This window comes from uncultured Alloprevotella sp., assembly GCF_963536905.1.
Lineage (GTDB): Bacteria > Bacteroidota > Bacteroidia > Bacteroidales > Bacteroidaceae > Alloprevotella.
In genome coordinates this window covers 64,219-90,088 of record NZ_CAUTBW010000004.1, presented here as the reverse complement: position 1 = coordinate 90,088, position 25,870 = coordinate 64,219, and the positions used below count along the sequence as shown (strand labels likewise).

Sequence of the window (25,870 nt, the reverse complement as noted above, 5' to 3'; positions counted from 1 at the left end):
TATTCACTACAAATATAAGAACTTTGGAGCTTACACACTTTTTTAGGACAGTATCGGACAGGAGCGGATCACGTGCTCATCCACTGTCCCCAGAGGGGACACACCATGCGTAACCGCGGGTGATGCCCAAAGGGCGAACCCGTGGAAGGTAGACAAACCCACTCTCCGCACCGGCGGTGTCGCATAGCAGCCACCCCCTATCCATATAGAAGTTACTCTCTTCGCGCTTGCAATACAGAGATACAGACAGTAAGGGAGGCTATAAATACAACAAAGGGGAGAATCTCACAAGTGCTGAGATTCTCCCCTCAATTTATTCAAAGATGAAAGGATTATTCTTTATCTTCTGACCAATCGGAATCATTCCAGTTATCTTCACGTGTCCAACCACCATTATTTACTGGAGTCGTTACACCTCCATTGGCGTTCATAGAATCTGCTATGAGATTCTCCAATTCGAGATTCATCGCCTTTACGGCAGGTACGATATACTTCTTCATTTGTATTCGTTTTATTTAGTTGTTAAGATTTAGAAATTAGAGAACAACCTTCTTGCCGTTTACGATATAGAGACCCTTCTGAGCCTTTTGAACGCGGCGTCCCTGGAGATCGAAGACCTTCTGAGAAGCGTTGTTGAGCGTTGCAGCATTCACACCTGTTGTAGTGTTATCGAAGAGCAGAGCGCGAACACCAGCTGCTGTTGCTGCGGGGATGTATGCACGGTTAGCAGCAAGAGAAGTACCAGCCCAGTCGTAGAAACCAACTACACCTTCGTTGTTGCCAAGGAAGAGGTCACCAGCTGCTTTTGCGTGAGGAGCGAGCGTACCAACCAAAGCATTGTTGGCAACTGTTGCAGCTGCGTCAGCCTTGATTGTAACAGTAGCTGTTGTAGCACCCGTTTCGTTCACGAGGAGAACACCTGTGTTAGCAGGAACTTCAGCGATTTCGTTGAGAGTAACGCGCGTCTTGCTTTCGTTCATCTCCAGCGTGTTAGCCTTAGTATCAGCAACAGTTACACCAAACGGTGCGCAGAATGTTGCATAGCTCTTGCCATTAACAGCGTTGAGAGGAACTTCAAAGCTTGTTGCATCTTCTACAGTCCAAAGAGAAGCATTGATTGGCAGATTCTGGTCGTTGATAGTCTTCCAACCAACGAGAGCATACTGATTACCTGCACTGACATGCAAGAAAGCATAAGGATCATTAGGATTAGCGGTAAGAGATATCACACCTGGTTTGAAAATATCAGCCATATAGGGTGTTTGAGCTGTAGCAGACATACCAACTTCGCTACTCTGAGAAGCTCTATTTACATACTTATCTTGAATCTTGATTGTATAGTAAACAAAACTTTCTTCTTCATGCTTCTCAAGATAAACAACAGTATTCACACCTGTCTTTGCTGTATTACCGTAAACCTTTACACCATCACTGGACATATAGCCATACTGACCACCAGCAGTGCTCTTCAAGAAGTAGTAGCCCGTTTCGGGATATTTCACAGCATGATAGAAATTCTCAACGAAACCTTCGTACTGTTCACTTGTACAAGTTGCCTTCAGCGTAGTGTACTGAGCCTTAAGAGTATTGTAGTCTGAAGTAGAAAGCGTGAAATAAGTGTCAAGAGTAGGAGCCGTTGCAACATCAAACCAGCTAGAGAAGTCAGCAATCAGTTGAGCATTGTAATCATCTGCAAGAGGAGCTTCTGTCACCTTGAAGGTAGAACCTTCATCAGAAGCTACACCGCCCCATTCTGAAGCAGAAAGCGTTGTGATACCATCATCTACACGATTGTGGAGATAGCAAGAAGCATTTTCAGTTGAACGAAGGGTGAAACCATTATCACCATTCTTGCAAAGCATCCAAGCCATAGAGCTACCTGCAACAACCTTTATAGGGCTACCAGGACGAGCCACTTTCACTGCACCTTCGTATGCCAAAGCTGCATTATCACCAGTTGCTTTATTGATAACCTTCACTGCATAAGGATTACCAACAAAAGCCCACTTGAATTCTGCTGTATTGAATTTATCAGCTTGCCCCATCATCTTATCTTCAGTATCAGCACTCAAATAAGACTTATTGCTTGCAGGACGAAGTTGGAGATAATACCAAGTAGCGTGTTCTGCATCAGCAGAGAATTGGAAAGGAGCATTGCTTGTAGCAGTAGCAGTAATCGTTGTATGTGCAGCATCTACTGTTGCATTGCTAAGCGTATAAGTGCAATAGTCGTTCTGCAAGCTAGCGGGCAAAGCGGCAGGAGTACCAGAGAACTGTTCTGAAGTTCCCGTAGCTACTGTTTCACCATTGATTACAACATTATAAGTAATAGTTAAAGGAGCTTCCTCTACAAAAGTAACGGGATAGATAAACCAGTCGTTGTTACCGCCTAGGCTCTTTACTTCTCCACTACTCCAAAAAGCGACAGTTCCGCCTGCAGCATTGTTGTCTACAATGTTCTTAAAATCAGAACCATTTGAAGTAAGATTCCAACCAAAGTCTCCTGTAGTATTACCTTTGATAGGATAGAACTTATATGTGGCTGGAGTTGCACTAGAAGTTAAATTAGAAGCAACATAACGGCCATTGGCAAACTGAATATTGTATGCACCATTATCCGCCGTAATAAAGCGTACCAAGTAGTTGGTATTCTCAGATGCTTTCTTTGTATTAAAGTAGCTAGCGGTGTAAGTTGAGGATTGACGCATCAGCGTCTTTCCGTTACCAGCATCATAAGCAGCAGATTCGCCGCCACGCTTCTGAGTAAGGATATACCAGTGAGCATTGTCGTCTGCTGCTGTAGCAGCGGTCACCGAAGTTGCACGACTTGTTGCTACTTTCATTGTAGCAGTGGACGAACTTACGTTCGGCGTCCAGTTTTGTGCAAATGCACCCACTGCATAAAATAGTGAGCACATCAAGAGTGAAGTAATTTTCCTCATGTAATTGAATATTGATTAAGTAATATGGTATTGTATTGTAGTTTTTGTAATCTGTTGGGCGCAAAGATAAGCAAAGAAATAATAAATATAAAAGACTTTTTTATATTTTTTTCATTCAGTTTGTTTACAAAACGCCTACAACAAATGTTGCAGGCGTTAGAAAATGCTATTTTTCGGTAGGGATTTGGAAGCGTGAGAGTTTTTCTTGATAGTATTTTCTCACATCTTCCCACCGATAATAGGGTGCTTGCGTAGTAGCAACAGGGAGCGACATCTCGTGCTCGTTGAGTAAAACTTTAACGAGAAGGTCTTTACTTTTCTTTTTGCGATAGAACACCCACTGAATGTTGCACGCCATGGGGAAGATTTCATAATTGCGCCATTTTTCGGCCAACAGATTGGCATCGCCTCCCTGCTGTTTGCCACAATCGCCAAGCTCCATCAAACAGGCTAATGGGAGAACCACCACGTCGTGACCGAAACGCAGCGTTGCGCCTGGTACGGACTTCTGCAAGCAACTGTCGGCCGTGGTTAAGAAATTGCGCAAGAGATTGTTCTGCAAATAGGGCATCACACCCTTTGAGAGGCTATTATCGCCATAACGAATGCTCCACTCTAAATTTCTATATTTCCAAATGCCGTAGCACTCTTCTGGAGTAAAAAAGCGGTAGAGATCGAGCTTTGTATCGCAACTCTGCATATTAGCCGCCACAGAAAAGAAGTTATTGGCGAAAGAAGCCACGTTGACACTATCGCGAACATAAGCTGCATCGCGGAAGAGGACTCCCATGAGGTGGTCTGTCTTCACATTTTCTTCCCAAGCCTTGGTGAGTGCTGCCTTAATGGCGTCGCTATGGCGGAAACGTTGAACGGCTGGTTGGTCCTCATCGTTCAAATAGTACATATCGTGATCGCTGGCATCCGTCTTGATGCGCAAACGCGGATTCTCCGCTTGCAACTGCAAACACTCATTAGCCATGGAGAGGATGCAGCGGATGACAACCGTTGAGCGAGCATCTACCACTGCGCCATCAGCAAAAACCGTGGGGAAGTTTTTGTACATGCGCTGTGCAATACCGCGATGCTGGCGCGCACCTTTTTCTGTGAGTTCGCCGAAGCGTTTGTTCGCCATGTGATACACGCTATCCACTGCAACAAGCGCCTGCTGCCCTGCAGGAGTAAGCATTCCTGCCGCAGCAGCTTTCTTCAGGACTTGCAGCGGCTTGGTGTACTGTTCTGGATGGATGAGCCAGCGCGAACCGTGACGAGCATACGCACTGATATAAACAGGTTCGTATCCCTTCGGTGCTGGTGTCAGTTTGGCATTCGGAGTGGGATAGGCATAATAGTTAGCTGCCGAGCGATGAGCATCGGCAAAGATTTCTTCGCGTGCCACCTGCGCCCAAGTAGTGCAAGCTGCAAAGACGAAGAGAAGGAGAAGTGCTGATTTCTTCATAGAGAGAACGTTTGTTTAATGTCGCGAATTTAGCGATTTAGAAAGACTTTCCAAGAGAAAGGGAGAGAAAAAGAGGGAAAAGGAAGCCCCCTCCAGCTTCCCATGAGGGGAAGTGTTCGGATACCTCTTCCATTGAGAGGCTTCTCTTTTTATGCTCTAACAAAAAGCTGTACTTTTGCAGTATGAAAGAAGAAAGATACATCCGAGAGCACCGCACAGACGATGTTGCCCGCTTGGCTTTACAACTCAGTGGGCGCAACGACCTCGATACAGCTTACATTCTGCAACAGATTGAGGGGTGGCAACGACTGCGCACGAAAGTGCCGTCGTGGGCGGCGGTGGATGGAGTTCGCTATCCGCCACGCTTGGCGTTGGAACAGTGCTCGGGAGAAAAGGCGGCACGCTACAAAGCGGCAGTAGTAGAACGTTTGTTGCCCGAAGGCGCTACGATGGTAGACCTCACGGGCGGATTGGGAGTTGATTTCTCTTTCGTGGCGAAACTTTTCCGAGAGGCCACTTACATTGAGCGCAACGCAATGCTCGCAGAAATAGCAGCGCACAACTTCCCGCTCTTGGAGCTTGAACACGCTCATTGCTTAGTGGGCGACGGTACAGAACTGTTGCGCACGATGAGCACTGTTGATTTGCTGTTTCTCGATCCTGCGCGCCGCGATGCTGCTGGGCGCAAAACGGTGCTGTTGGAGGATTGCGAACCGAACGTTATAGAACTGCTCCCACTTTTTCGAGAGAAAGCGCGCTACGTGATGCTGAAACTTTCGCCCATGCTCGATCTTCACCGCGCTATGAATCAGTTGGATTGTACGGAAGAAGTGCATATTGTGGCGGAGCGCGGAGAATGTAAAGATCTCCTTCTGGTGCTCAATATGCACCAAAAACAAGTGGTTTCGCCCACTATCTTTTGTTGTGATGAAGAAACATTTAGTTTTCGCACTGACGAAGAAGCCACTGCCCTACCCGTCTACGCCTCTACCCCCCTCCGCTACCTCTACGAACCCAATGCGGCCATCTTGAAAGCGGGAGCATACAAACTTCCGGCAGTACGTTTCGGCTTGCAGAAATTTCACCCCAATAGTCATCTCTATACTTCCGACAAATGCATCGAAAACTTCCCAGGTAGAATCTTCGAGGTGGTTCGCTACAGCCATTTCAACAAGCAAGAACTAAAAGCTTTTAAGGGAGATGTGCGCCAAGCCAACTTAACGGTGCGAAACTTCCCCGCCTCTGTGGCAGAACTCCGCAAGCGGCTCAAAATAAAAGAAGGTGGTGATGAATACTGGTTTGCAACTACCTGCGGCGAGGATGAGCATTTGCTGATAGCGTGTAAGAAAAGCCCCATTTGAGTAAGGTATCAAATGGGGCTGAGTCTTGAATAAAACAAAATTAGTGGAGAAGAGCGCGAGCAGCCGCGGCAACGGGAGAGGAACTCTGAGCTGCTAAGCGGAGATAGTGGTAAGCTTTTGTCGCATCAGCCGTAACGCCTTGACCGCGGAGGTAGAGAATACCGATGTTATATTGTGCTTCGGGTTTGCCTTGTTGAGCGGCACGTTCAAACCATGTAGCTGCTTTTTGCCAATCTTGTGCAGTTCCTGTTCCCGTGGCATAAAGTCGCGCCAGATTGTATTGCGCTTCAGCATAGTTTTGCGCCGCTGCACGGGCGTAATACTCCAACGCACTGGCAGGATTGGCAGCTGTTCCCTCCCCTGCTTCGAGCATATTTCCACAGTTATTTTGCGCCTCGGGAAGTCGTTGTTCTGCTGCCCGTTTATAAAGTTGAAAAGCACGCACAAGGTCTTTCGCCACATAACGCCCCTCGGCATAAAGATTCCCTAAATTGTTCTCCGCCTCAGCATAATGCAAACGTGCGGCAGCTTCTAAGAATGGTAAACCCTGCGCAACGTTTCCGCGACTGAAATAAAGCAGCGCTAGATTGTATTGCGCTTCGGGCAACTGCAAGTCGGCAGCTTTCCGATACCAGTATTCAGCCGAATCGGAACGCGTAGCAGCGTAGTGATAGCCCAAAGTCAGCATAGCTTGCGAATGTCCCAAACGCGCCGCTTGCTGATAATAAGCAGCGGACCGCAATGAGTCTTTTTTCACCCCATCGCCATATTCATACATTCCGCCGAGCATAAAGAGCGCGTTGGAATCGGGGCGCGCCGCCAGTTCGGTATACCAACGCGCCGCCTCTTTGCGATCACGTTGCACGCCATTGCCGCGATAGAGCATCTCCGCCAGTTCGCGCTGGGCTTCCACATTGCCTTGGCGCGCCGCCTTAGCGTAATAGAAAGCTGCCGCTGCGGGATCTTTCGGCGTGCCGATGCCCATTTGCATCATATTGGCTAAGAGGTACTGCCCCTTGGCGTCACCTTTCTGAGCTGCACGCCCGTAGTACTCAACAGCGCGCTCATCGTTCTGCTCCACACCCCGCCCTTGATGATAGAGCATACCGAGCTGCACAGCTGCGGCAGGATTGCCCTTTTCGGCCGCCTTTGTGAGCGATTTAACGGCTTCGGTATATTGCTCCGAGCGCAAATAGGCCATCCCCCAGCGATACTCATTTTGTGCGGGTTGTGCAATAAGGACGAGGGAGAGCATAAAGGAGAGGAAAAGAAAGAGGGTACGCATGGTTTGTTGAGGTGAGATAAAAAGAAAAAAGCGGACGAGTCCGACTGGTTTGACCTGTCTAACTCGTCCGATTAAGTATAAAAGCTATTGAGTAGCTTCTGTTGTCTTATTTTTCGCTCTCGAGGCGGTCGATTTCTTTCAGCACATCTTTGGCGATACGCCTCAAAGGAGCAGGTCCAGTTTTGAGCAGTGGCGCAACACTGTCCGTTGCTTTGTCGAAATCCTTCTGCACATCATCAACGCCTTCCATATAGATTTGCGCCAGTGTGACATTGGCGATTGGCACTCCACCTGCTGCTGCCTCCTCTAAGAGCTGCACAGCGCGCTGGACTTCACGCCCGTTGGGATAGCCGTCCAAACAAAAGATGGCAAGGTTATATTTTGCAGCAGGAAGACCTTTCTCTGCCAATTGCTCAAAGAGATGGTAAGCCTCATCAAGGTCTTGCTTCATCCCCTCTCCGCGCAGCAACATTCCCGCCAAGTCGCAAGAGGCATCGTCCGAACCATGGGCAGCAGCTTTCCGAATCCATTCGGCTGCCGCTTCAACATCTTTTTCGCCCACAATACCATGCAGAGCATCCAAACCCATAAAGCGTTCGGCTTTTGCTTCACCCTGCATAGCCGCCTTTTTATACCAATCATAAGCCTTATCGGGGTTCTGACCTACGCCTATACCGTTGGTATAGAAATGGGCTAACAAACTCTGCCCCTTGGCAAAGCCCTGCTTTGCTGATTTGAGCGTCCAAGCAAAAGCCTTCTTCTGCTGTTTCTTGTCACCCTCGGACAGGAGAACGCCTAAATTGTACTGTGCCGACGCATCGCCAGCTTCAGCCGCTACTGTATATTTTTCTAATTCTTTTTCGTCCATCTTTGAAGATGTTTTGAATGTGTCTTGAACCGGCTCGATGAGCACGAAAGTTTCTCTTACTTCACTGTGATGAGGAAGTAGTTCTTCTTACCGCGCTGCACGAGGAGATATTTCCCATCGAGGAGATCGTCGGCAGTGATAGTGCGGTCGAACGCTTCGAGTTTTTCTTTGTTCAGACTCACTCCTCCGCCCTGCACAAGTTTGCGCATTTCGCCTTTAGAAGCAAAACACTTGGTGGTTTCTGCAAAGAGGTCGACGGCTTTGGCATCAAGGGCTTCGGTGCGGCTCACCTCAAAATGGGGCACACCGCTAAAGACAGCCAAGAGCGTAGCTTCATCGAGCTTGAGGAGGTTCTCCTTTGTGGCCTTTCCGAAGAGGATATTGGAGGCTTCGAGGGCTTTCTTGTATTCTTCCTCACCGTGAACCATCTTCGTCACCTCTTCGCCAAGTCGCTTCTGCAAGGTGCGGCAACCTGGATCCTGACGGTGCTCGTCGATGATGGCTGTGATTTCACTTTGAGAAAGCGTAGTGAAAATCTTGATGTAGCGTTCGGCGTCGTCGTCGGCCACATTGAGCCAGAACTGGTAGAACTCATAAGGAGTGGTACGCTTGGCATCGAGCCAGATATTACCATTTTCTGTCTTACCAAACTTGCGTCCATCGGCTTTCGTGATGAGCGGACACGTGAGGGCGAACACCTGATTTTCAGAACCGAGTGTGCGACGAATCAATTCCGCACCTGTCGTGATATTTCCCCACTGGTCCGAACCGCCCATTTGCAGTTTGCAGTTCTTTTCTTGATAGAGGTGGAGGAAGTCGTAGCCTTGAAGGAGCTGATAGCTAAACTCCGTGAAACTCAAACCATCGCGTGCTTCACCGTTCAAACGCTTTTGCACGCTATCCTTCGCCATCATGTAGTTCACTGTGATGTGCTTACCGATGTCGCGGACAAAATTGAGGAAGGAATACCCCTTCATCCAATCGTAGTTGTTGACGAGTTCGGCACGGTTGGGAGCGTCGGACTCAAAGTCGAGAAAGCGAGAGAGCTGCTCTTTGATGCAACGGATGTTGTGCGCCAAAGTCTCCTCATCGAGCAGATTGCGCTCCTGGCTCTTACCGGAGGGGTCGCCAATCATACCCGTAGCACCGCCAACAAGCGCGAGCGGCTTATGACCACAATCCTGCAAGTGGCGCAACATCATGATGCCACACAGGTGACCAATATGGAGGGAATCAGCCGTAGGGTCAATACCTACATAAGCCGTTACTTGTTCTTTTGCAAGAAGTTCTTCTGTGCCCGGCATCATCTGATGGAGCATACCGCGCCATTTGAGTTCGTCTACGAAATTCATCGTTTGTTTATCTGTTTTATGATTTTGCGTACAAAGATACGCCTTTTTCTCGGAATAGTATATGTTCGCACGACAGGAGGTTTTTTCTCTCGCCCTCTGCTGCAAATATGAACGAAAAGAACAAGACATATCGATGATAAATATAGCTTCTCGCCCTCTCCTGAAAATTTCGTCATTTTGTTGTCACGTTGTCACAGATCTTTCAAACATACTGAACGACAAACGCTTATATGCGTGACAACAACTCATGTGGTTCTATTTTGTTGTCACACTATTGTCACGCTCGTAATACTCATTATTTCAAGTGTTTAACCGCAAAGTGTGACAACGTGACGACGTGACAACAAAAAATCAAACTACAGGAGAAGAGATTGTAGCTCTCTTCAGTTCAACGTTTCTTAGGTGTAAGCTCTCACACAATAAGCGCGCTGGTTGACACAATAAGCGTGCTGGCTGACGCAATAAGGATGTGAACTGACACAATAAGGATGTGAACTGACACAATAAGGATGTGAACTGACAGCCTTATTGTATTTTCGAACGCAATAATAATGTCCCCAGCGAGGACACACCATGTGTAACCGCGGGTAATGCCCGAAGGGAGACCCCATGGGAGAAGTAACAATTTCCATTTCCGACACCCGAGGTGTCGCACAGCACTCACTTCTACTCGTACACCTCTTCACTCATCTACACTTGCTGTGTGAGGATTCAACAAAAAACCGCAATACCAACTTAAGGATATTGCGGAAAGAAAAAGAGGGTTCATCCCCGAATTGTACAGGTATTTATGAGTAAAGAAAAGTACCAACGCAATTCGGGGATGAACCTAAACATTATATATAACCATGCCTGTTGAATCTTGTAAGTAGAGATTGTAACTGCTTGTCTTTATTTTATCGTTTTTTAGGTGACAGGTTGAACTTATAGATGGCGTGAAACATGAAGTAGGAAGGAATGACATTGTGGTAGGTTTCAGTGCGGCCTTGTGCATTGACTGTGCGTGTCACGTTGGAAAGTTCGTGCAGCAGGTCGAAACCATCGAGAGCAAAGGTCAGATTTCCGTGCAGAATGCTGCGCTCGAGGCGAAGGTTCCAAATGAAGTGGTTGGTGTTGAGCTGCGTGTCGGTGTAGCCTCGACGGCTGAATACTGTGAAGTCCGTACTCAGCCCCACCTTACCCGGCAATGGGAGGCGTGCAGTCAGTCCGTAACTGTAGTCCCACGCGCTGATCTGCTTGAAGTCGCTGCGTTGGCCGGTCATGCGATTGTAACTGCCTTGCACTTTTGCTCCCAAGTGCCAACCGCGTTGCGAATAGTTGACCGAAAGCCGTTCGCGGAGATAAAGACTACCGATGGTGCTCAACTCATGCGTGGTACTGCCGACCACGTTGGCCATATCGACATTGTGGTCGTAGGAGAAAGAGGAGTGGCTGCTCCAATCGAAAGCTTTGTTCGCACCAAACTGTCCATTGGTGCTGAAAGTGCCGTCGGTGCGCCAGTTGCCGTTCACATTGACCGGGTGCGTCATATATCCTCCTGTGGTAGGATTGTAGGTGCGTTCTGTGGCCAGCGCGTTGGAAGTACGTTGGTAGGACAGATTCAAGTCGTAGAGTTTCCTTTTCTTCTTAAATGTGTTCATTGTAAACGAAAGGTTTTGTGTGGTGCTTGGCACCAAGTGGGCATTTCCCCTTTGGATGTAGAGCGGATTGGAACTGTCCTCCAACTCGAGGGCATAGATAAAGTCGGGCATTGCGCGTGACAGCGAGTAGTTGAGGATGAACACATGACTGGTCTCTCCTTTCTGAAACTGTTGGTGAAGATAGACCTGCGGAGAAAACAATGCCTGCGTTCGATTTCGGTCGAAGTGCTGCCCGACTTTGTCGAACAACAAATGCTCCAGTTCCCAACGCAACGGAAGTTGGAAGGCTATTGTAGTGCGGTTTTGATGCTTCGTGCGATATTCCAAGCGCAGGCTCACCTGATGCCGCCGCTGCCACAAGCGCGAGTGTCCGCTGTTGGGCGCGTCAAGTGCCTGCATCATGTCGGCCGTTGCCGAGGGGAGCATGCCCGGCGCAAAGTCGGTGCTGGCACCCCATCCCGCAAGCCGATCGAGGCGGTAGAAGTTGGTGTTGGCATCACGATAGTCTTGCGAATATTTGTAGCTCAAGGTCGGCCAAAACGCGCCAAAAGGCATTAAATAAGATGCCTCCGTATTGAAGTTGTAATGATGGGAGGGAGCACTGCGATAGCGGTTGCGGAAGTCGTTTGTTCCACTTCCCGCACCGAGATATTCCAAACGATAGTGGTCGAAAGTCTGAGCGCGATGTCGGTCGTAAACTCCTGAGAAATTAAAAGAGAAGAAGTCGTTCACCCCCGACTGCTGAAAAGGACTCCAACGTAATTGATAGGGTGCACTCAAGCGCCAATTCTCGCCATTGCCGCGCATCAGCGAATAGCGACGGTTGCGTGCCAACTGCTGCAGGCGCGTGCTGCCTGGGCGAAACAGCTCATCGAGCACCTCTCCATTGGGCACCAGCTCAAACGGATTGACGCCCACCTCGCCGGCACGTTGCGTGGCGTCGTTGGTGTTTTTGTCGTAGTTGAAACTGATTTGCCCTGATTGTCGCACCGCTTTTTTCAGAGAAAATCGATGACTCGTGTTAAACCACGTCGTGTGGTTATTCGCTTCCGAACGATTGAGTGAGAAGGAGCGCTGAGTGGGCAGAAAACTCTCATGGTTGTAGGTGGTGAGCGTGTAGTTGTCGGTGTGTGTCACGTCCACATTGCTCGTCCATTCAAACGTCTTGTGGCGATTTTCGTAACTGTATTCCGCTCCGGCCGTTTTGCTCGTTTGCAAGCCCTGCGGCAGATAGGACGGCGACCACTCGCCCTTTGCTCCTGGGCGCCGTGTGTCGTTGGTGTTGTTGATACTGCCGAAAATCGCTAAGCGTGACAAGTCTGAGAATCGCAGCGCAAACAATCGCATCAAGTACTTGTCTTTCGTGCCGCGTGCAGCCTCCGCATTGGCAATCCAGCCGATGGAATATTGCCGCTTGAGATTGACATCCATCACCAGCGGCCGCTCCACTTCCTTCAGACCCGTCATCTCCTCAAAGTCGCTTTGTTGCTCGTAGACCTTGACTTTGTTGACCATGTAGGCAGGAAGGTTTTCTAACGCAATTTTGGGGTCGCCGCGGAAGAAATCCTTGCCATTGACCAGCAGACTGCTCACCCGCTTGCCGTTCACCGTGATCACGCCGCTCTCATTGAGTTGCGCCCCCGGCAGTTGCTCAATCAGTGCATCGAGCATCGATCCTTGCGAAAGTTGGAAGGCGTCGGCGTTGTAAACGAGAGTGTCGCCTTTCATTACCATTTTTATCTTCGTAGCCCTCACCACGGCCTCTCCCAGCTTTTGCTCCTTGGGACACTTACGCATGAGGGCTTTTTGAGGAATTACCACAAAACCACTATTGCGCGTGCCCAACTTTACAGTGATGGGAAAGTAGAGCGGGAAATAATTGGGGTGCTGAAGCCGAATGATATAGTTGCCTTCTTCGGGAACCTTACAATAATAGAGCGAAGCTGTCCGCACACCGTCATCGATATTGTACGCCCATTCTCCTGGAAAGAGTACCGTAGAATCGGGAGACAATACATCAATAGTTCCATCTTCAATAATTGCACCAGTGAAAGCGTCCGCAATATTGCCATACACCATAATGGAGTCCTTTTGCGAAAAAGCTGGCAAAGAGAAGAGTAATCCAAGAAAAAGGAGAAAATACTGCATATAAATATTATGATTTGCTATGTCTGTGTGGCAAAAGTAAAAAAAAGATTTAAATGGCCTCACTTTTTCTAAGTTTTTGGTTCATCCCCGAATTGTACAGGTACTTTTCTTTACTCATAAAAACCTGTACAATTCGGGGATGAACCGTGTATAAGAGGATATGTTGTACTATATCAGAGAACTACAACCAATCATCGTCGGTTTCTTCATGGCGGCGCGTGGGAGGCGTAAGGGCGAAGGATTCCTCATTGCGCTGTTTTCCGAAACTCAAATCGAAGCCCGCATCGAGCAACTGCTGAGCCAAGGCAGGACGACCACGGAAACCATGAATCGTCCATTGCTGCGTAGGGCGGAGCTTTTTCTTGAGTTGCAAGAGAATATCAAAGGCACGAACACAATGAATCGTGAGAGGCTTCTGCAAGGTTTCGGACAATGTTACCTGCTGGCAGAACACGGTTTCTTGCAACTCCATACTTCCTCCGCGCAAACGGTCAAGTCCGCATTCTCCCAACGCCACTACCTGCGGATGCTCCAAAAGCTGTTTCAGCCCTACAAACAGAGCCTCAACATCGTCCTCCTCTGTCCACCAGGGATGAATGCCTGCGGAATAGAGTCCACCTGCCACGGGCTGAAACGTTTCTGGCTGCTGCACAATGTCGAGCGGCAGATTGACAATGGCCGTTCCTGGTGCTGCTTGCTGATTGTGAGTGTGGAAATCCATGTTTTTAATGTGCTAATGTGGGGAATGTGCTAATGTGCTAATGCAGAGAATACTGAGTTTTTTGAATGTGCTAATGTGAAAAGGTGAAAATATGGCTTGTCCTAAAGGGGAAATGTAAAACATGGCAGACGAAACGGCGAAAGCCGCACATTAGCACATTAGCACATTCCCCACATTAGCACATTCAAAAACGGGGTTATGGTACTGGGTCATAGCCGCTGCCGCCCCAAGGGTTGCAGCGGAGGATGCGCCAAATGGCGAGTAAGAGGCCTTTGATAGGACCATGCTTCCGAATGGCCTCAACGGCATATTGCGAGCAAGTCGGGGTGAACCGACAAGAGGGCGGCGTCAGGGGAGAGATGAAACGCTGATAAAAACGAATGGGAGCTATCAGCAAACGGATGAGAAATTGACGGAGCATTCTGTGAGGATTTTATAAACGAACAATGAGTAATTACATCTCCGTGCACCTCTGAAAGGAGCAGAGGAGTAGTAATTACTCATTGTTATTCTTTTCTTGTTCTTTTAGCAACTTATCGCCAACACCTTGCATCAGCTTAACAAGTCGCTCTTCTACCACGGCCGACTCAACAGGCTTATTGCTCAACCAGAGAAAGCCTATGTGGAGAGCGGTATTCTCCGGAAGGGCTTCGCGCAGAATGTCTTTGTGGTGGCGGTAAGCCTCACGCAATTGTCGCTTCGCGCGGTTGCGATCTACAGCATGTTTGAAGCAACGCTTGGAAACACTCAGCAACACCTTCACCTTCGGCCCTTTTCCGTCGTAATCCACAAGGCGATAGACAGCGCGCAGGGGATAGACACTGGAAGCTCTACTGCCTGAGGTAAAGAGTGCTTCCACATCCGTCCGCAAACAAAGATGTTCTATTTTCGGGAATCCGAAAGGCTTCTCCATGCTGAGTTTCCCGCTGAAAACGGGCATTAAATATCTTTACTGATTTGTTTCCTTGAGGAAGAGCTCAAGCGTTCCCGTCATAGAAGGGGCTTGAACAGAAGGAGCTTCCATAGCAACAGGAATACCAGCGTCTTTGAGCGTTTGGGCCGTGTTCTTTCCGAAACAACCCACCAGCACCTTGCCGTCCTTCAAAGAGGGATAGGTATCGGCAATGGCAATAGCACCACTCGGCGTGAAAGGAATGACCATATCATAACCTTCCAGCGTTTGCGGCATATCATTGGGAACAGTGCGGTACATCGTACACTCCGTGTGTTGAAGCTTCTTAGCTTCGAGCATAGCAGAGACTTCATCACCGGCCACATCGCTCTGCGGCAAGAGGTACTTCTCAGTCTTGTGTTTTGCCATAATCTGAACTAGGTCCTCCCACTTACCCGTTGCTCCGAAGAAAATCTTACGCTTACGGTACTGCACATACTTCTGTATGTAAAGCATAATTTTCTCTGAAAGCCCGAAATACTTCATGTCGTCGGGAATAGCAACGCGCAGTTCGTTACAGAGATTAAAGAAATGGTCGATGGCGTGTCGAGAATTGAAGACAATAGCCGTGTGGTCAAGGATTTGCACTTTTTGTGCACGAAATTCCTTCGTCGACACACTTTCTACTCGAATAAAAGGATGGAAGACAAATTCCACCCCATAGGTTTTCGCAAGATCAAAATACGGAGACTTATCAGAGGCCGGTTTTGGCTGCGAAATAAGAATTTTCTTTATCATTTGTCCGGATTGCTTTCTTAATCAATAGAGACTAACGCATTCAACACATAGTTCAAAGTTCTCCACAAAATAAGCGGAGGGAACAATTCTAGCGTGCAAAGGTACAAAATTATATGCAAAAAGTGTAATTTATACTCCGAAAAGATATGAAAGCACTTATAAAAGAGCAACAGCTTGAGGAGGGCATACACGCTAAAGAAGAGTACCAACATGGTTTGGAAGTCGATGTCAAAATATACAACCAAGAGAGCTACGGGGAAGAGAAGCACCCCCATGGAGAAGAGCGACAAGAGATAGGAGTCGTTCCATTGGGAAATCACTTTGCGGTCGAAAAAGACATTATTGACAAAGTAGTAGAGTGCAATCTTCAAGAAATAAAAACCGCCGAAGATACTGGAGGAGACCAGGAGAATCTTATAGGGCGATACAGAATTGAAGATTTCCGGTTTGAATGATTGTATATAATCGAAGGTGAGCACACCCAACGTAAAACACAGCTGGAAGATGAGATAGAGCTGCCCGCGCAACTCATTCTGCGTACGTGGAGCGAAAATATCGTTATACTCGTGGGGCGAGAAGAAGTTTTTGATATGGTTTTTGAGGTAGTGACGACTGCGCGAGATGACATAAATCATCAGAAAGAAAGAAAGCATGAGCGCGGTTGTCACAAAATCGTCAGAGCGGAAACGATAAGGCACGGGATCTCCCGCAACGCCTTGTGGACGAAAAGGCACTACCTCTATTTTTTGCTGTAGCGAGTCAACAAAAGCATTCTCCCACAGTGGCTTATAAAATGTGAAGTCGTGGATTTTTCCTTTCGGTGAGAAAAAATCCGTCTGCTCTACCGTGCTCACACGCGTTGGAGCAGCAGTGAGTTGCTCTTCCGTGTAAACAGCATCAGGGTCTGCCTCAAGAGGGGCCATTTTTTCCCACGTATGTTTACGATTCCCCAGCTGGTGCGAACCGTGTCCGCTGGAAGATGCTTCGGAGGCTGCCGCATCAAAAGAATAGGCGTGGGTACTATCCGACTGAAAAAGTGCGATTGTCTTCTGCATTAGAGTGCAGCAAATTTTTGTAGGTTTTTATCCCATTCGGGTGTTGTCTCACAGAGGTGTACGGCTTCTTCCGCCGTCTCTGCCACTTGCCAGAGTTGAGCGTGTAAAGGACGCATGAAATGCTCTTCAACAGCGAGTTGCAACTGTTCGAGCAACGGACTGAAGCAGCCGTCGACATTGAGCACAACGATGGGTTTGAGATAAAGTCCGAGTTGCTTCCATGTGATGATTTCGAGCAACTCCTCCAAAGTGCCGACACCGCCGGGCAGTGCCACACAAGCATCGCTCAATTCGGCCATTCGCTCTTTGCGTTCGTGCATATCGCGCGTCACGATGAGTTGTGACATCCCCTTGTGTTGCCAACCCTGCTCTATCATGAATTGTGGAATGACTCCGATGGCTTGACCGCCAGCTTCCATGCAGGCTTCGGCAGATGCCGCCATCAGCCCCATACGTCCAGCACCATTGACCAGCGCATGACCGCGCTGAGCCATTATCATGCCCAACTGGCGAGCCGTTTCAACATAAATATCTTTCACTTGCCCCGAGGAGGCACCATAGACTGTTATCTTCATGGGTCACTTTGAAATGTGGCGGAGCAAGCCCCGCCACGTTTGTTTTTTATTTATTAAAGCCCGAAGGCTTCCTTTATCTTCTCAACATAGTCGAGCTTTTCCCAGGTGAAGAGCTCAACATCCATTTCTTTCACCTCATTACCGAGGCGGAACACCTTGTGTTTCATGCGCGGATTGTGGCCCATGTGGCCGTAGCGTGCTGTTTCCACATAGATGGGGTTGCGCAATTTCAGACGCTGCTCAATGGCGTAGGGACGAAGATCGAAGAGCTGTTTGATCTTTTCTGCAATCTCGCCATCGCTCAAAGCAACATGCTTCTTGCCGTAAGTGTTGACATAGATACTAATGGGTTCAGCCACACCGATAGCATAGCTCAACTGAACGAGCATCTCATCGGCCACACCTGCTGCCACCATATTCTTAGCAATATGACGAGCAGCGTAAGCAGCACTACGGTCTACCTTCGAGGGATCTTTGCCCGAGAAAGCACCACCACCATGAGCGCCGCGACCTCCATAAGTATCGACAATGATTTTACGTCCTGTCAGACCTGTATCACCGTTCGGTCCACCAATGACAAACTTGCCTGTGGGGTTTACATGATACTTGATGTCGCTATTTTCGAAAAGTGCTTTGATTTCTGGGGTATTGACACGCTCTTCAATGGTGCGCGGAATGAGGATATTGATAACGTCCTCACGAATTCTTGCCAACATCTGCTCATCGGCCTTCTCCTGACTGCCAGCTTCGGCTGCGGAGATGAACTCATCGTGCTGCGTGGAGATAACAATGGTATCGATAGCCACGGCGTGGTCGCTATCGTCGTATTTCACCGTTACTTGGCTCTTTGCATCGGGGCGGAGATAGGTCATCACCTTCCCCTCGCGGCGGATACGGGAGAGCGTAATCATCAAGTCGTGAGCCAAGGAGAGAGGCAGCGGCATGTAGCTGTCGGTCTCATTATTGGCATAACCAAACATCATACCTTGGTCGCCAGCACCTTGATTTTCTGCATCAACGCGCTCAACACCGCGATTGATGTCGGCACTCTGCTCGTGAATGGCACTGAAAATGCCACAGCTTTCAGAGTCGAATTTATAATCGGCTTTGGTATAACCAATATGGGCAATAGCGTCGCGCGCCACGGTCTGCAAGTCGGCCCAAGCGTTTGACTTTACTTCCCCAGCAACGACTACTTGTCCGGTCGTCACCATTGTTTCGCAAGCTACTTTAGAACTGGAATCGAAAGCGAGCAGTTCGTCAAGCACGGCGTCCGATATTTGGTCGGCCACCTTGTCGGGGTGTCCCTCAGACACCGATTCGGAAGTGAATAAATACATAGTTTTTTTGAAATGTAAGAATGAATAAATCTGTAGCGATGGCTTACGGAGGGAACAAAAAAATAAGCGCCCTCCGTTGGCGCTTTATCCATCAAGACGGCATTACCTTTGTGGACTTAACCGTCGGTCATTTTAGCATTCTTTTTACGAGGTTGCAAGCAGCCAAATCTATCCTCGGTATCGGTGGAGCGAACATAGCGCAGCACAAAAGGCTCATGCCACATCTTTTCCACTTTGCGTTGCAAAGTTAGCGCCTATTCTCCGCACCACCAAGAAAAGGAGAAATAAATACTGTTATTTTATGTAAAACTCCCCTTTTTGTATAGTTCGGCAAGAGTAAGACATAATAAAAAAAATCGGGTCAGCCCATTCTGTTTGGACTGACCCGATGTGAGGTTTCTCTTACTCGTTAGTGTTTGGAGCTTTATCGATAAGATCCATAAACTGGTCGAGCTTCGGCGTAATAATAATCTGTGTGCGGCGGTTGCGCTGCTTGCCTAAGTCAGAATCGTTTGCGGTGATGGGGTTATACTCGCCACGACCAGCAGCTGTCAGACGGGCTGGATTCACACCATACTGATTCTGGAGTGCCTGTACAACGCTGGAGGCGCGGAGGCAGGAGAGATCCCAGTTGTTGCGGATATTGGTGCGAGAAATGGGCACAGGGTCAGTGTTACCTTCCACGAGCACATCATAGTCCTTATAGTCCTTGATGATTTTTGCAATCTTGGAAAGCGTCTCACTTGCGCGGTCGTTGATTTCATAACTGCCGCTCTTGTAGAGCATATTGTCGGCCAGAGAGATGTAAACAACGCCCTTGAGAACTTGAACATCCACTTCCTGAAGTTCGTCGCGATTGAGCGAACGCGTCAGATTATTGGTGAGCACCATATTCAGTGAATCGCTCTTCGTTTTAGCCTCAACGAGTTGCTTGATGAAGCGATTGGAAGCGTTGATTTCGTCCACCAACTTCGAAATGTTGATGTTGCCTTGATTATTCTGTTGCAAACTCTTATCGAGGGAGCCTTGCAGCGTCTGATAGTCTTTGCGCAAATCAGCCACGCGGCGCTGCTCTTCCGCCAGACGATCTTGGAGATTCTTAGAATTCGCGTTACACTCAGCCAAATTGATACGAGTGTCTTGGTTTTGCAGTTTGAGCTCTGCATTTTCAGCTTTCAATGCCTCAAACTCTTTCTTGCTGGCACAACTGCTCAGCATAAGTGCACCTGCTAAAACAGGGAAAAGGATACTTCTGATTTTCATTATGTACATTGGATTTATTGTTCCAGCTCGCAAAATAGGCCTTTTATCTGAACCAGACAAATCATTTAGTATGTTTTAATGATTCTTGCGGTTTTTACAAGGGTTTCTGCTTATTGCGCCCATTCCTCCCCTCCCACCCTTTTTGCTGCACAACTTTTTGGTGAAACCACAAAAAGAAGGGACCGATAGCCTTATTAGGAGCTGTTCAAAAATACAATAAGGGTGTCAGCTGACAGCCTTATTGCGTGAACTGACAGCCTTATTGTGTCAGCTGACGCAATAAGGAAAAACACGGCCCACATTATTACCATATATATCAACGCTTTACGAATGAGCAACACCCCACTTTTGCTTACCATGAAACAATAGAAGATGAAAGGGAAAAGAGGAGAACTGATAGCGACAATCCGCACAAGAAAGCACACCCGCATAAAAAACCAAAAGCCAACGCTCACTCGCGCTGGCTATTTTTGGAACATAACAATTTAAATTTACTATAACTCATTGGGGAAAACTTCCACCTTGAATCCGAGTGCAAAGGTAGGGCAGTTCTTATAGGGCTGCAATACCACTAACAGGGTATTTAGAACTGATAGCCTAAAGTAATGAGCCCAGAAACGTTGCGCGCACCCGATTTATCAAAGGAAAGGAGACCGAAATCTGTTTCCACACCCACGGTGATATGAGTGGGAAATTGATAGCCTACTCCTACCGTCAGCCCCGCATCGAAGCGATGAATGCCTGCTCCTTTGAACGTAGAAGTCTTATAAAAGACCTTGCGACTACCTTCTTGTTCGGCATCTCCACGCGTCTTTTGCTGACCGTTGATACCAAGAGCTGCATAAGGTCCTGCACTCAAAACAACGTAGCGCGACTCATCCAGGCGCAGATAGTAGTTGAAAAGGACGGGCACTTCCAAATAATTAGCTGATGTTGTGCGGCTCTTTATGCCGGTACGCTGTGTACCATCGGCATTAAGAATAGGATTTCCGTGCTCGTCATAATACTTCACCACTTGATCCTTGTCCTTCCAGCCTTTAGCATAAGCTGTGAGCCATGGCGTCACCGTCAAGTGCTGACTAAGTTCAATCTCATAGCCCAAACCTGCCTTGAAAGCACCAACAAGTTTGGCATCAGAATGGTGGGAAGCAAAACCGCCCCCAATCTTCATTTGCAAATGCTGCGCTGCTGCTGGCATAGCGAGCAACAAGAGCAGCCCCATAATGAGTTTTCTTATCATGTATTGTTATGTTTATTCAAAAAATTTCCGCCAGTCGGCTTCTTTGTTATTTTTCTTCTTCGGCTGTTTCGCTGCAGTTTCGTCCGAGCGACGTTTACGCGGCTTATCGAAACGTTCACCACGAGCACTGCGCTCGCCACGTCCCTTTCCTGCTTGCTTACGTCCCCTGCGTTCTTCTGTGGCAGAAGCATCCCTATCGGCATTGTCCACTACAACAGGGCGATCGCCTACCTTGGTGCGGCGCATCTTCTTGAGAACGATTTCGGCATCACCTTCGGGAACCTCGAAGAAAGAGCAATTCTGCGTCAAATCAATACGTCCGATTTCCACATTGCCTTTCACATGGCGATTGATAAGGTTGATAATTTCTCGAGCGTAGAAATTATCGCGCTTCCCTAAATTGATGAACAACCGAGTATAACCTGCTTCGGCGCGGCGTGGTCCGTCCTCACGACGTCCACGACGTGAGAAACCACCGCCTTCATCGTGCTTACCGCCACGATCTTTCGGCTGTAGGATTTCTGGTGCGTTGGCGTAATATTTTAGGAACTGTCCGAAAGCATCTGCAACTACGCGCTTCACGAGGTCTTCCTTTGTGAGCCAATCGAGCTTGCGAAGCACTTCGGGCATGAAGGGTGCAATTTCGTTTTCGTCGACCTCCTGATGTTCCAAGCGGTCGATGACGTGATAGAGCTGTTTGGTACAAATTTCCTTGGGCTCTGGCAGAACACCGACCTCGAACTCTTTGCCCAGAATACGCTCTATGGCGCGTACTTTCCCTTTCTCACGCTGGTGGATAATACAGATACTCGTACCTCGCTTACCTGCACGCCCTGTTCGGCCGCTGCGGTGAGTGTAGCTCTCAATGTCGTCGGGCAATCCGTAGTTGATAACGTGCGTCAGATCGTCCACATCCAAACCGCGAGCAGCCACGTCGGTTGCCACAAGCAACTGAATGGTGTGTTGGCGGAACTTCTGCATCGTTAGGTCGCGCTGAGCCTGGCTCAAGTCGCCGTGGAGCGCCTCGGCATTATAGCCGTCGCGAATCAAGTTATCGGCCACCTCTTGCGTCTCCATACGCGTCCGACAGAACACTATGGCATAGATACGCGGATAATAGTCCACCACACGCTTCAGTGCCGCATATTTATCGCGCGCCTGCACCATGTAGTAGATATGATTGACCTTTTCTGCCCCCTCATTACGGGAACCGACAACAATTTCTTTATGGTTGTGGAGATAGTTCTTTGCAATATTTTCCACCTCTTTGCTCATCGTGGCCGAGAACAACAATGTGTTTCGCTCCTCGGGCACTCCCGCAAGGATAGCATCAATACTTTCCGAGAAGCCCATATTGAGCATTTCATCGGCTTCATCAAGCACTACGTTCTGTACTTCGTCCAAACGAGCTACACCACGGTTCATCAAATCGATCAAGCGACCAGGTGTAGCCACAATAACCTGCACTCCTTTTTTCAGTGCACGTATCTGACTGTCGATACTGGCACCGCCATAAACAGCCTGCACATAGAGACCGTCGATATAGCGGGAATAATCTTTCAAATCGTCTGCAATCTGCAGGCAGAGCTCACGCGTGGGGCTTAGCACTATTGCCTGCGTAGATCGGCTACTGGGATTCACCTTTTGCAAAATGGGCAGCCCGTATGCTGCCGTCTTACCCGTTCCCGTTTGAGCAAGTGCAATCACGTCGTTGTTCTCGCCTAAAAGATAGGGAATCACTTCTTCTTGAACGGGCATAGGTTGTTCGTATCCCAGTTCTTCCACAGCGCGACGGATAGCCTCCGAAACGCCGAGTTCTTCAAATGTCTTCAAATCAATGTCTTTTGTAATCGTGGCAAAGGTACACCTATAATAAGGAAGTACAAAATAAATTATAGACAGAAGTATTGTGCCCGCTTTCTCTTTTGTCTTGAATTATTGACAATTTCAATCTTTTTTCTCACCTGCAGGGAGAAAATCTTACCCCGTGAGCAGAAAAGGCGGGAGTAAGCATACTTGCACGTTCCGAGAAAAGTCCTTACCTTTGTTCGTTTAAACCAGTATGGACACAAATATGGAAAAATTGCTCCATTACGTTTGGCAACACCGAATCTACCCCCTCGGAGCGTTGCACACGGAAGACGGCGCCGAGGTTGACATCATAGATCCCGGTCTACACAACTTCAATGCTGGTCCCGACTTCTTTAACGCAAAAGTGAAAATAGGCGGGCAATTGTGGGTGGGAAATGTTGAAATTCATGAACGTGCTTCGGATTGGTTTCGACATCAGCACCAGCAGGACGCTGCATACAACAACGTAGTGCTCCATGTGGTTTCCGTTGCCGATGAGCAGGCACTTACGCTCGATGGCAAATCCTTGCCCCAACTTGTACTTACGGTTCCGCCCGAGATTCTCCGCAACTATGAAGAACTGCTTCACGAAGACACTTTTCCTCCCTGCTATCGCATCATTCCTCACCTCCCCGACATCAAGAAACACGCATGGTTGGCTGCTCTGACGGCTGAGCGCTTGGAGGACAAAACGAACCGCCTGCGCGGCTATCTACAACGCACGTGCAAAGATTGGGAGCGTACATTCTTCATTGCCTTAGTTCGCAACTTTGGTTTTTCGGTTAATTCGGAAGCTTTCGAAGAATGGGCGTTTCTCATTGAGCCAAGTGCGGTTGGGAAACACCGTGATAATGTGTTCCAGGTGGAGGCTTTCTTTTTCGGACAAGCAGGCTTGCTGGACGATGCAGCAGTGGCGCAAGAGCGTCGGGATGATTATTTTTGCCGTCTGCAAAAGGAATACGCCTTTCTAAAGCACAAGTTCTCGCTTACGCCAATGGATTTCCACCATTGGAAGTTTCTCCGACTCCGCCCACAAAACTTCCCCCACGTTCGCTTGTCGCAACTTGTAGATCTCTACTTCCGGCAAGGCGTCAACTTCTCTCGAGTCCTTGAAACACGTAATCTGAACAGCCTTCGCTCCTTATTGCGCGCTGAGGCAACGGACTATTGGCGACGCCACTACACCTTCGGCACCGATTCCGTTGAGAACCCGAAGCAGTTGCAAAATGCCAGTCTCGATTTGATTATCATCAACACCGTTGCTCCATTGCTATTTACATACGGAAAGGAACGTCTCGATGAAAGCCTTTGTGAACGCGCTTTCAACCTCTTAGAAGAGACGCGGGCAGAGCACAATTTCATCACGCGCTCTTGGACTGCAGCAGGACTTCCTGTACGCAATGCGGCCGACTCCCAAGCCCTCATCCAGCTGAAGCGGGAATACTGCGAAAAGCGCGACTGTATCCGCTGCCGCTTCGGCACAGAATATTTACGCAAAACTCCATAAAACATTCTATCATTATGACCCCTATCTTTGAACTTAAAATAAAAGTGCGCGATTATGAATGCGACATTCAAGGAATCGTTAATAACGCCAACTATCAGCACTATACTGAACACACGCGTAATGAATTCATTCGGTCGCGCGGACTTGCTTTCGACGAGTTGCATCGCCGCGGCATCGACACCGTGGTAGCTCGTTTAGAAATGCAATTCAAGACGCCACTCCGCCCAGGCGATGAATTTCTCTCTCAGCTCTCTGTTCGCAAAGAAGGCATCAAATACGTTTTCGAACAGCAACTGTTGCGCCTCCCCGACCGCCAATTGTGCTTGAAAGCCCAAACCACGGTGGTTGCTATAGTAAACGGCCGTCTGGGCGACTGTGAGGAACTCCAACAACTCGTTCCTTAACTCCACGCCACTACTTCAAAACACGGTTTTCCTTTTCTGACCTCTATGAACGAACAACATTTCCTTCTCGCTCTCTCTCGCTTGCGTGGCTGTAGCCAAGCGCAAGCGCTGGAAGCTTATCAAAAATTTGGTTCGGCGCAGGCTGTTTTCGAAAGCGGCAAAGATGCTCCGGAAAAACTCCAAGCTGCGCTAAAAAACGCGCCCGAAGCTTTCAAATGGGCGGAACAGCAGGCGGAATTCTGCCAAAGTAAATCCATACGCATCCTAGGCTTTGATGACGCGGACTATCCCGAGCGTTTGCGCAATTGTGCCGATGCTCCATTGCTTCTTTTCTATCGTGGAACAGCACAGCTCAATGTGCCCCACATCTTATCAGTCGTGGGGACGCGCCATATCACGGAATACGGTAAAGACCTCTGCCGCCACCTTTTGCAAGACCTGGCGCGCCTTTTGCCCGACACGCTCATCGTCAGCGGCCTTGCTTATGGCGTCGACATTCACGCTCATCGCAACGCCTTAGAGTATAATCTACCCACAATAGGCGTCTTGGCGCACGGCTTGGATCGCATCTACCCTGCCTCCCATCGCGACACGGCTATACGCATGTTGGAAGCGGGCGGACTGCTCACAGAATATCCTTCCAACACGAAGCCGGACAAGGGCAACTTTGTGCGTCGCAACCGCATCGTGGCGGGCATTGCGGATGCCACAATCGTTGTAGAAAGTGCGGCAAAAGGCGGCGCACTCATCACGGCACATCTGGCGCAGAACTACAACCGCGATGTCTTTGCTTATCCTGGTCGTATTGGCGACCCTTATTCCGAGGGTTGCAACCGTATCATCGCACAACAAACGGCACAACTGGTCACATCGGCCGAGGATATTACGCTGGCACTGCAATGGACACAACCGAAAACGTTGAAACCCATTCAGCGCGAGCTTTTCCCTGAACTTTCACCCGAAGAAGAATGTATCTGCAAAAGTCTTGCAGATGGACACCCTCACACGATTTCCAACCTTGTCACAGCAACGGCACTCCCTTTCAATAAAGTCAACACATTGCTCCTATCTATGGAGCTGCGCGGCATCATCAAAGTGCTTCCAGGTGGTATGTATCGATTGCTAAAATAAACCCTCATACAACTACTACAAACAGAACATATCAAACTGAT

General features: G+C 48.5%; 22 protein-coding genes. 4 read left to right on the top strand and 18 right to left on the bottom strand.

The features are described from left to right. Nucleotides 1–332: 332 nt before the first annotated feature. The 3 genes from ABLA33_RS01500 to ABLA33_RS01490 all read right to left on the bottom strand — a co-directional run bounded on the left by ABLA33_RS01500 (nt 333) and on the right by ABLA33_RS01490 (nt 4,398). Nucleotides 333–500 carry a hypothetical protein gene (locus tag ABLA33_RS01500; RefSeq protein ID WP_347718964.1) on the bottom strand — a complete coding sequence of 56 codons (168 nt, stop codon included), beginning with the start codon at nt 498–500 and terminating at the stop codon, nt 333–335. 36 nt (nt 501–536) lie between these two features. Further along, on the bottom strand, nt 537–2,942 hold the full coding sequence (locus tag ABLA33_RS01495; protein WP_347718963.1) for a hypothetical protein: 2,406 nt from the start codon (nt 2,940–2,942) through the stop codon (nt 537–539). A 166-nt stretch (nt 2,943–3,108) separates the two neighbouring features. After that, on the bottom strand, nt 3,109–4,398 hold the full coding sequence (locus ABLA33_RS01490; RefSeq protein ID WP_347718962.1) for a histidine acid phosphatase: 1,290 nt from the start codon (nt 4,396–4,398) through the stop codon (nt 3,109–3,111). Nucleotides 4,399–4,580: 182 nt separating this feature from the next. Between ABLA33_RS01490 and ABLA33_RS01485 the strand changes: the two genes are divergently transcribed. Next, a complete protein-coding gene (locus ABLA33_RS01485; RefSeq protein WP_347718961.1) occupies nt 4,581–5,759 on the top strand; it encodes an SAM-dependent methyltransferase in 1,179 nt (392 codons plus the stop codon). 40 nt (nt 5,760–5,799) lie between these two features. Here the strand turns inward: ABLA33_RS01485 and ABLA33_RS01480 are convergent, their stop codons facing one another. The 15 genes from ABLA33_RS01480 to ABLA33_RS01410 all read right to left on the bottom strand — a co-directional run bounded on the left by ABLA33_RS01480 (nt 5,800) and on the right by ABLA33_RS01410 (nt 22,769). Continuing rightward, nucleotides 5,800–7,044, bottom strand: a complete 1,245-nt coding sequence (locus ABLA33_RS01480; RefSeq protein ID WP_347718960.1) for a tetratricopeptide repeat protein — start codon at nt 7,042–7,044, stop codon at nt 5,800–5,802. Between the two features lie 106 nt (nt 7,045–7,150). Beyond that, nucleotides 7,151–7,912 (bottom strand): tetratricopeptide repeat protein, encoded by a 762-nt coding sequence (locus ABLA33_RS01475; protein ID WP_347718959.1) that lies wholly within the window; start codon nt 7,910–7,912, stop codon nt 7,151–7,153. A 56-nt stretch (nt 7,913–7,968) separates the two neighbouring features. Beyond that, entirely contained in the window at nt 7,969–9,264 is a 1,296-nt protein-coding gene (gene tyrS / locus ABLA33_RS01470; RefSeq protein WP_347718958.1) for a tyrosine--tRNA ligase, read from the bottom strand. An 896-nt stretch (nt 9,265–10,160) separates the two neighbouring features. Next, on the bottom strand, nt 10,161–13,052 hold the full coding sequence (locus ABLA33_RS01465; protein WP_347718957.1) for an outer membrane beta-barrel protein: 2,892 nt from the start codon (nt 13,050–13,052) through the stop codon (nt 10,161–10,163). 181 nt (nt 13,053–13,233) lie between these two features. Continuing rightward, nucleotides 13,234–13,773 (bottom strand): TatD family hydrolase, encoded by a 540-nt coding sequence (locus ABLA33_RS01460; protein ID WP_347718956.1) that lies wholly within the window; start codon nt 13,771–13,773, stop codon nt 13,234–13,236. A 196-nt stretch (nt 13,774–13,969) separates the two neighbouring features. Further along, nucleotides 13,970–14,194 (bottom strand): membrane protein insertion efficiency factor YidD, encoded by a 225-nt coding sequence (gene yidD / locus ABLA33_RS01455; protein WP_315092404.1) that lies wholly within the window; start codon nt 14,192–14,194, stop codon nt 13,970–13,972. A 75-nt stretch (nt 14,195–14,269) separates the two neighbouring features. Next, entirely contained in the window at nt 14,270–14,713 is a 444-nt protein-coding gene (gene rnpA, locus ABLA33_RS01450) for a ribonuclease P protein component (protein ID WP_347718955.1), read from the bottom strand. A gap of 9 nt (nt 14,714–14,722) precedes the next feature. Next, nucleotides 14,723–15,463 carry a uroporphyrinogen-III synthase gene (locus ABLA33_RS01445; protein ID WP_347718954.1) on the bottom strand — a complete coding sequence of 247 codons (741 nt, stop codon included), beginning with the start codon at nt 15,461–15,463 and terminating at the stop codon, nt 14,723–14,725. Nucleotides 15,464–15,480: 17 nt separating this feature from the next. Further along, nucleotides 15,481–16,518 (bottom strand): DUF4271 domain-containing protein, encoded by a 1,038-nt coding sequence (locus tag ABLA33_RS01440; protein WP_311489843.1) that lies wholly within the window; start codon nt 16,516–16,518, stop codon nt 15,481–15,483. Next, nucleotides 16,518–17,093, bottom strand: coding sequence for a TIGR00730 family Rossman fold protein (locus ABLA33_RS01435; RefSeq protein WP_347718953.1), 576 nt, complete (start codon nt 17,091–17,093; stop codon nt 16,518–16,520). The genes ABLA33_RS01440 and ABLA33_RS01435 overlap by 1 nt, the downstream gene beginning before the upstream one ends. A 53-nt stretch (nt 17,094–17,146) precedes the next feature. Continuing rightward, complete coding sequence (gene metK, locus ABLA33_RS01430; protein WP_347718952.1) at nt 17,147–18,433, bottom strand: methionine adenosyltransferase; 1,287 nt, start codon at nt 18,431–18,433, stop codon at nt 17,147–17,149. 116 nt (nt 18,434–18,549) lie between these two features. After that, nucleotides 18,550–18,678, bottom strand: a complete 129-nt coding sequence (locus ABLA33_RS01425; protein WP_347718951.1) for a hypothetical protein — start codon at nt 18,676–18,678, stop codon at nt 18,550–18,552. A gap of 157 nt (nt 18,679–18,835) precedes the next feature. Next, entirely contained in the window at nt 18,836–19,705 is an 870-nt protein-coding gene (locus tag ABLA33_RS01420; RefSeq protein ID WP_311489839.1) for an OmpA family protein, read from the bottom strand. Nucleotides 19,706–20,279: 574 nt separating this feature from the next. Then, nucleotides 20,280–20,936, bottom strand: coding sequence for a porin family protein (locus ABLA33_RS01415; RefSeq protein WP_347718950.1), 657 nt, complete (start codon nt 20,934–20,936; stop codon nt 20,280–20,282). A gap of 12 nt (nt 20,937–20,948) precedes the next feature. After that, nucleotides 20,949–22,769, bottom strand: a complete 1,821-nt coding sequence (locus tag ABLA33_RS01410; protein ID WP_347718949.1) for a DEAD/DEAH box helicase — start codon at nt 22,767–22,769, stop codon at nt 20,949–20,951. A gap of 241 nt (nt 22,770–23,010) precedes the next feature. Here ABLA33_RS01410 and ABLA33_RS01405 point away from each other — a divergent pair, with 241 nt between their 5' ends. From ABLA33_RS01405 to dprA, 3 genes are read left to right on the top strand one after another with little or no spacing between them, the layout of a single operon-like run. Next, the gene (locus ABLA33_RS01405; RefSeq protein WP_347718948.1) at nt 23,011–24,294 is read left to right on the top strand and encodes a DUF2851 family protein; all 1,284 of its coding nucleotides are present in this window, start codon (nt 23,011–23,013) and stop codon (nt 24,292–24,294) included. 11 nt (nt 24,295–24,305) lie between these two features. Beyond that, the gene (locus ABLA33_RS01400; protein WP_315091775.1) at nt 24,306–24,698 is read left to right on the top strand and encodes an acyl-CoA thioesterase; all 393 of its coding nucleotides are present in this window, start codon (nt 24,306–24,308) and stop codon (nt 24,696–24,698) included. A 45-nt stretch (nt 24,699–24,743) separates the two neighbouring features. Continuing rightward, complete coding sequence (dprA, locus tag ABLA33_RS01395; RefSeq protein ID WP_347718947.1) at nt 24,744–25,829, top strand: DNA-processing protein DprA; 1,086 nt, start codon at nt 24,744–24,746, stop codon at nt 25,827–25,829. The last annotated feature ends 41 nt before the right edge of the window (nt 25,830–25,870 follow it).

Bases quoted from the DNA above. Each gene is read 5' to 3' on its own strand.
- yidD (WP_315092404.1), bottom strand. From the start codon at position 14,194: ATGCTCCGTCAATTTCTCATCCGTTTGCTGATAGCTCCCATTCGTTTT.
- ABLA33_RS01415 (WP_347718950.1), bottom strand. From the start codon at position 20,936: ATGATAAGAAAACTCATTATGGGGCTGCTCTTGTTGCTCGCTATGCCA.
- ABLA33_RS01465 (WP_347718957.1), bottom strand. From the start codon at position 13,052: ATGCAGTATTTTCTCCTTTTTCTTGGATTACTCTTCTCTTTGCCAGCT.
- ABLA33_RS01405 (WP_347718948.1), top strand. From the start codon at position 23,011: ATGGAAAAATTGCTCCATTACGTTTGGCAACACCGAATCTACCCCCTC.
- ABLA33_RS01445 (WP_347718954.1), bottom strand. From the start codon at position 15,463: ATGATAAAGAAAATTCTTATTTCGCAGCCAAAACCGGCCTCTGATAAG.
- ABLA33_RS01440 (WP_311489843.1), bottom strand. From the start codon at position 16,518: ATGCAGAAGACAATCGCACTTTTTCAGTCGGATAGTACCCACGCCTAT.
- ABLA33_RS01435 (WP_347718953.1), bottom strand. From the start codon at position 17,093: ATGAAGATAACAGTCTATGGTGCCTCCTCGGGGCAAGTGAAAGATATT.
- ABLA33_RS01475 (WP_347718959.1), bottom strand. From the start codon at position 7,912: ATGGACGAAAAAGAATTAGAAAAATATACAGTAGCGGCTGAAGCTGGC.
- ABLA33_RS01485 (WP_347718961.1), top strand. From the start codon at position 4,581: ATGAAAGAAGAAAGATACATCCGAGAGCACCGCACAGACGATGTTGCC.
- ABLA33_RS01460 (WP_347718956.1), bottom strand. From the start codon at position 13,773: ATGGATTTCCACACTCACAATCAGCAAGCAGCACCAGGAACGGCCATT.
- ABLA33_RS01500 (WP_347718964.1), bottom strand. From the start codon at position 500: ATGAAGAAGTATATCGTACCTGCCGTAAAGGCGATGAATCTCGAATTG.
- metK (WP_347718952.1), bottom strand. From the start codon at position 18,433: ATGTATTTATTCACTTCCGAATCGGTGTCTGAGGGACACCCCGACAAG.
- ABLA33_RS01495 (WP_347718963.1), bottom strand. From the start codon at position 2,942: ATGAGGAAAATTACTTCACTCTTGATGTGCTCACTATTTTATGCAGTG.
- ABLA33_RS01480 (WP_347718960.1), bottom strand. From the start codon at position 7,044: ATGCGTACCCTCTTTCTTTTCCTCTCCTTTATGCTCTCCCTCGTCCTT.
- ABLA33_RS01420 (WP_311489839.1), bottom strand. From the start codon at position 19,705: ATGTACATAATGAAAATCAGAAGTATCCTTTTCCCTGTTTTAGCAGGT.
- ABLA33_RS01490 (WP_347718962.1), bottom strand. From the start codon at position 4,398: ATGAAGAAATCAGCACTTCTCCTTCTCTTCGTCTTTGCAGCTTGCACT.
- rnpA (WP_347718955.1), bottom strand. From the start codon at position 14,713: ATGCCCGTTTTCAGCGGGAAACTCAGCATGGAGAAGCCTTTCGGATTC.
- tyrS (WP_347718958.1), bottom strand. From the start codon at position 9,264: ATGAATTTCGTAGACGAACTCAAATGGCGCGGTATGCTCCATCAGATG.
- dprA (WP_347718947.1), top strand. From the start codon at position 24,744: ATGAACGAACAACATTTCCTTCTCGCTCTCTCTCGCTTGCGTGGCTGT.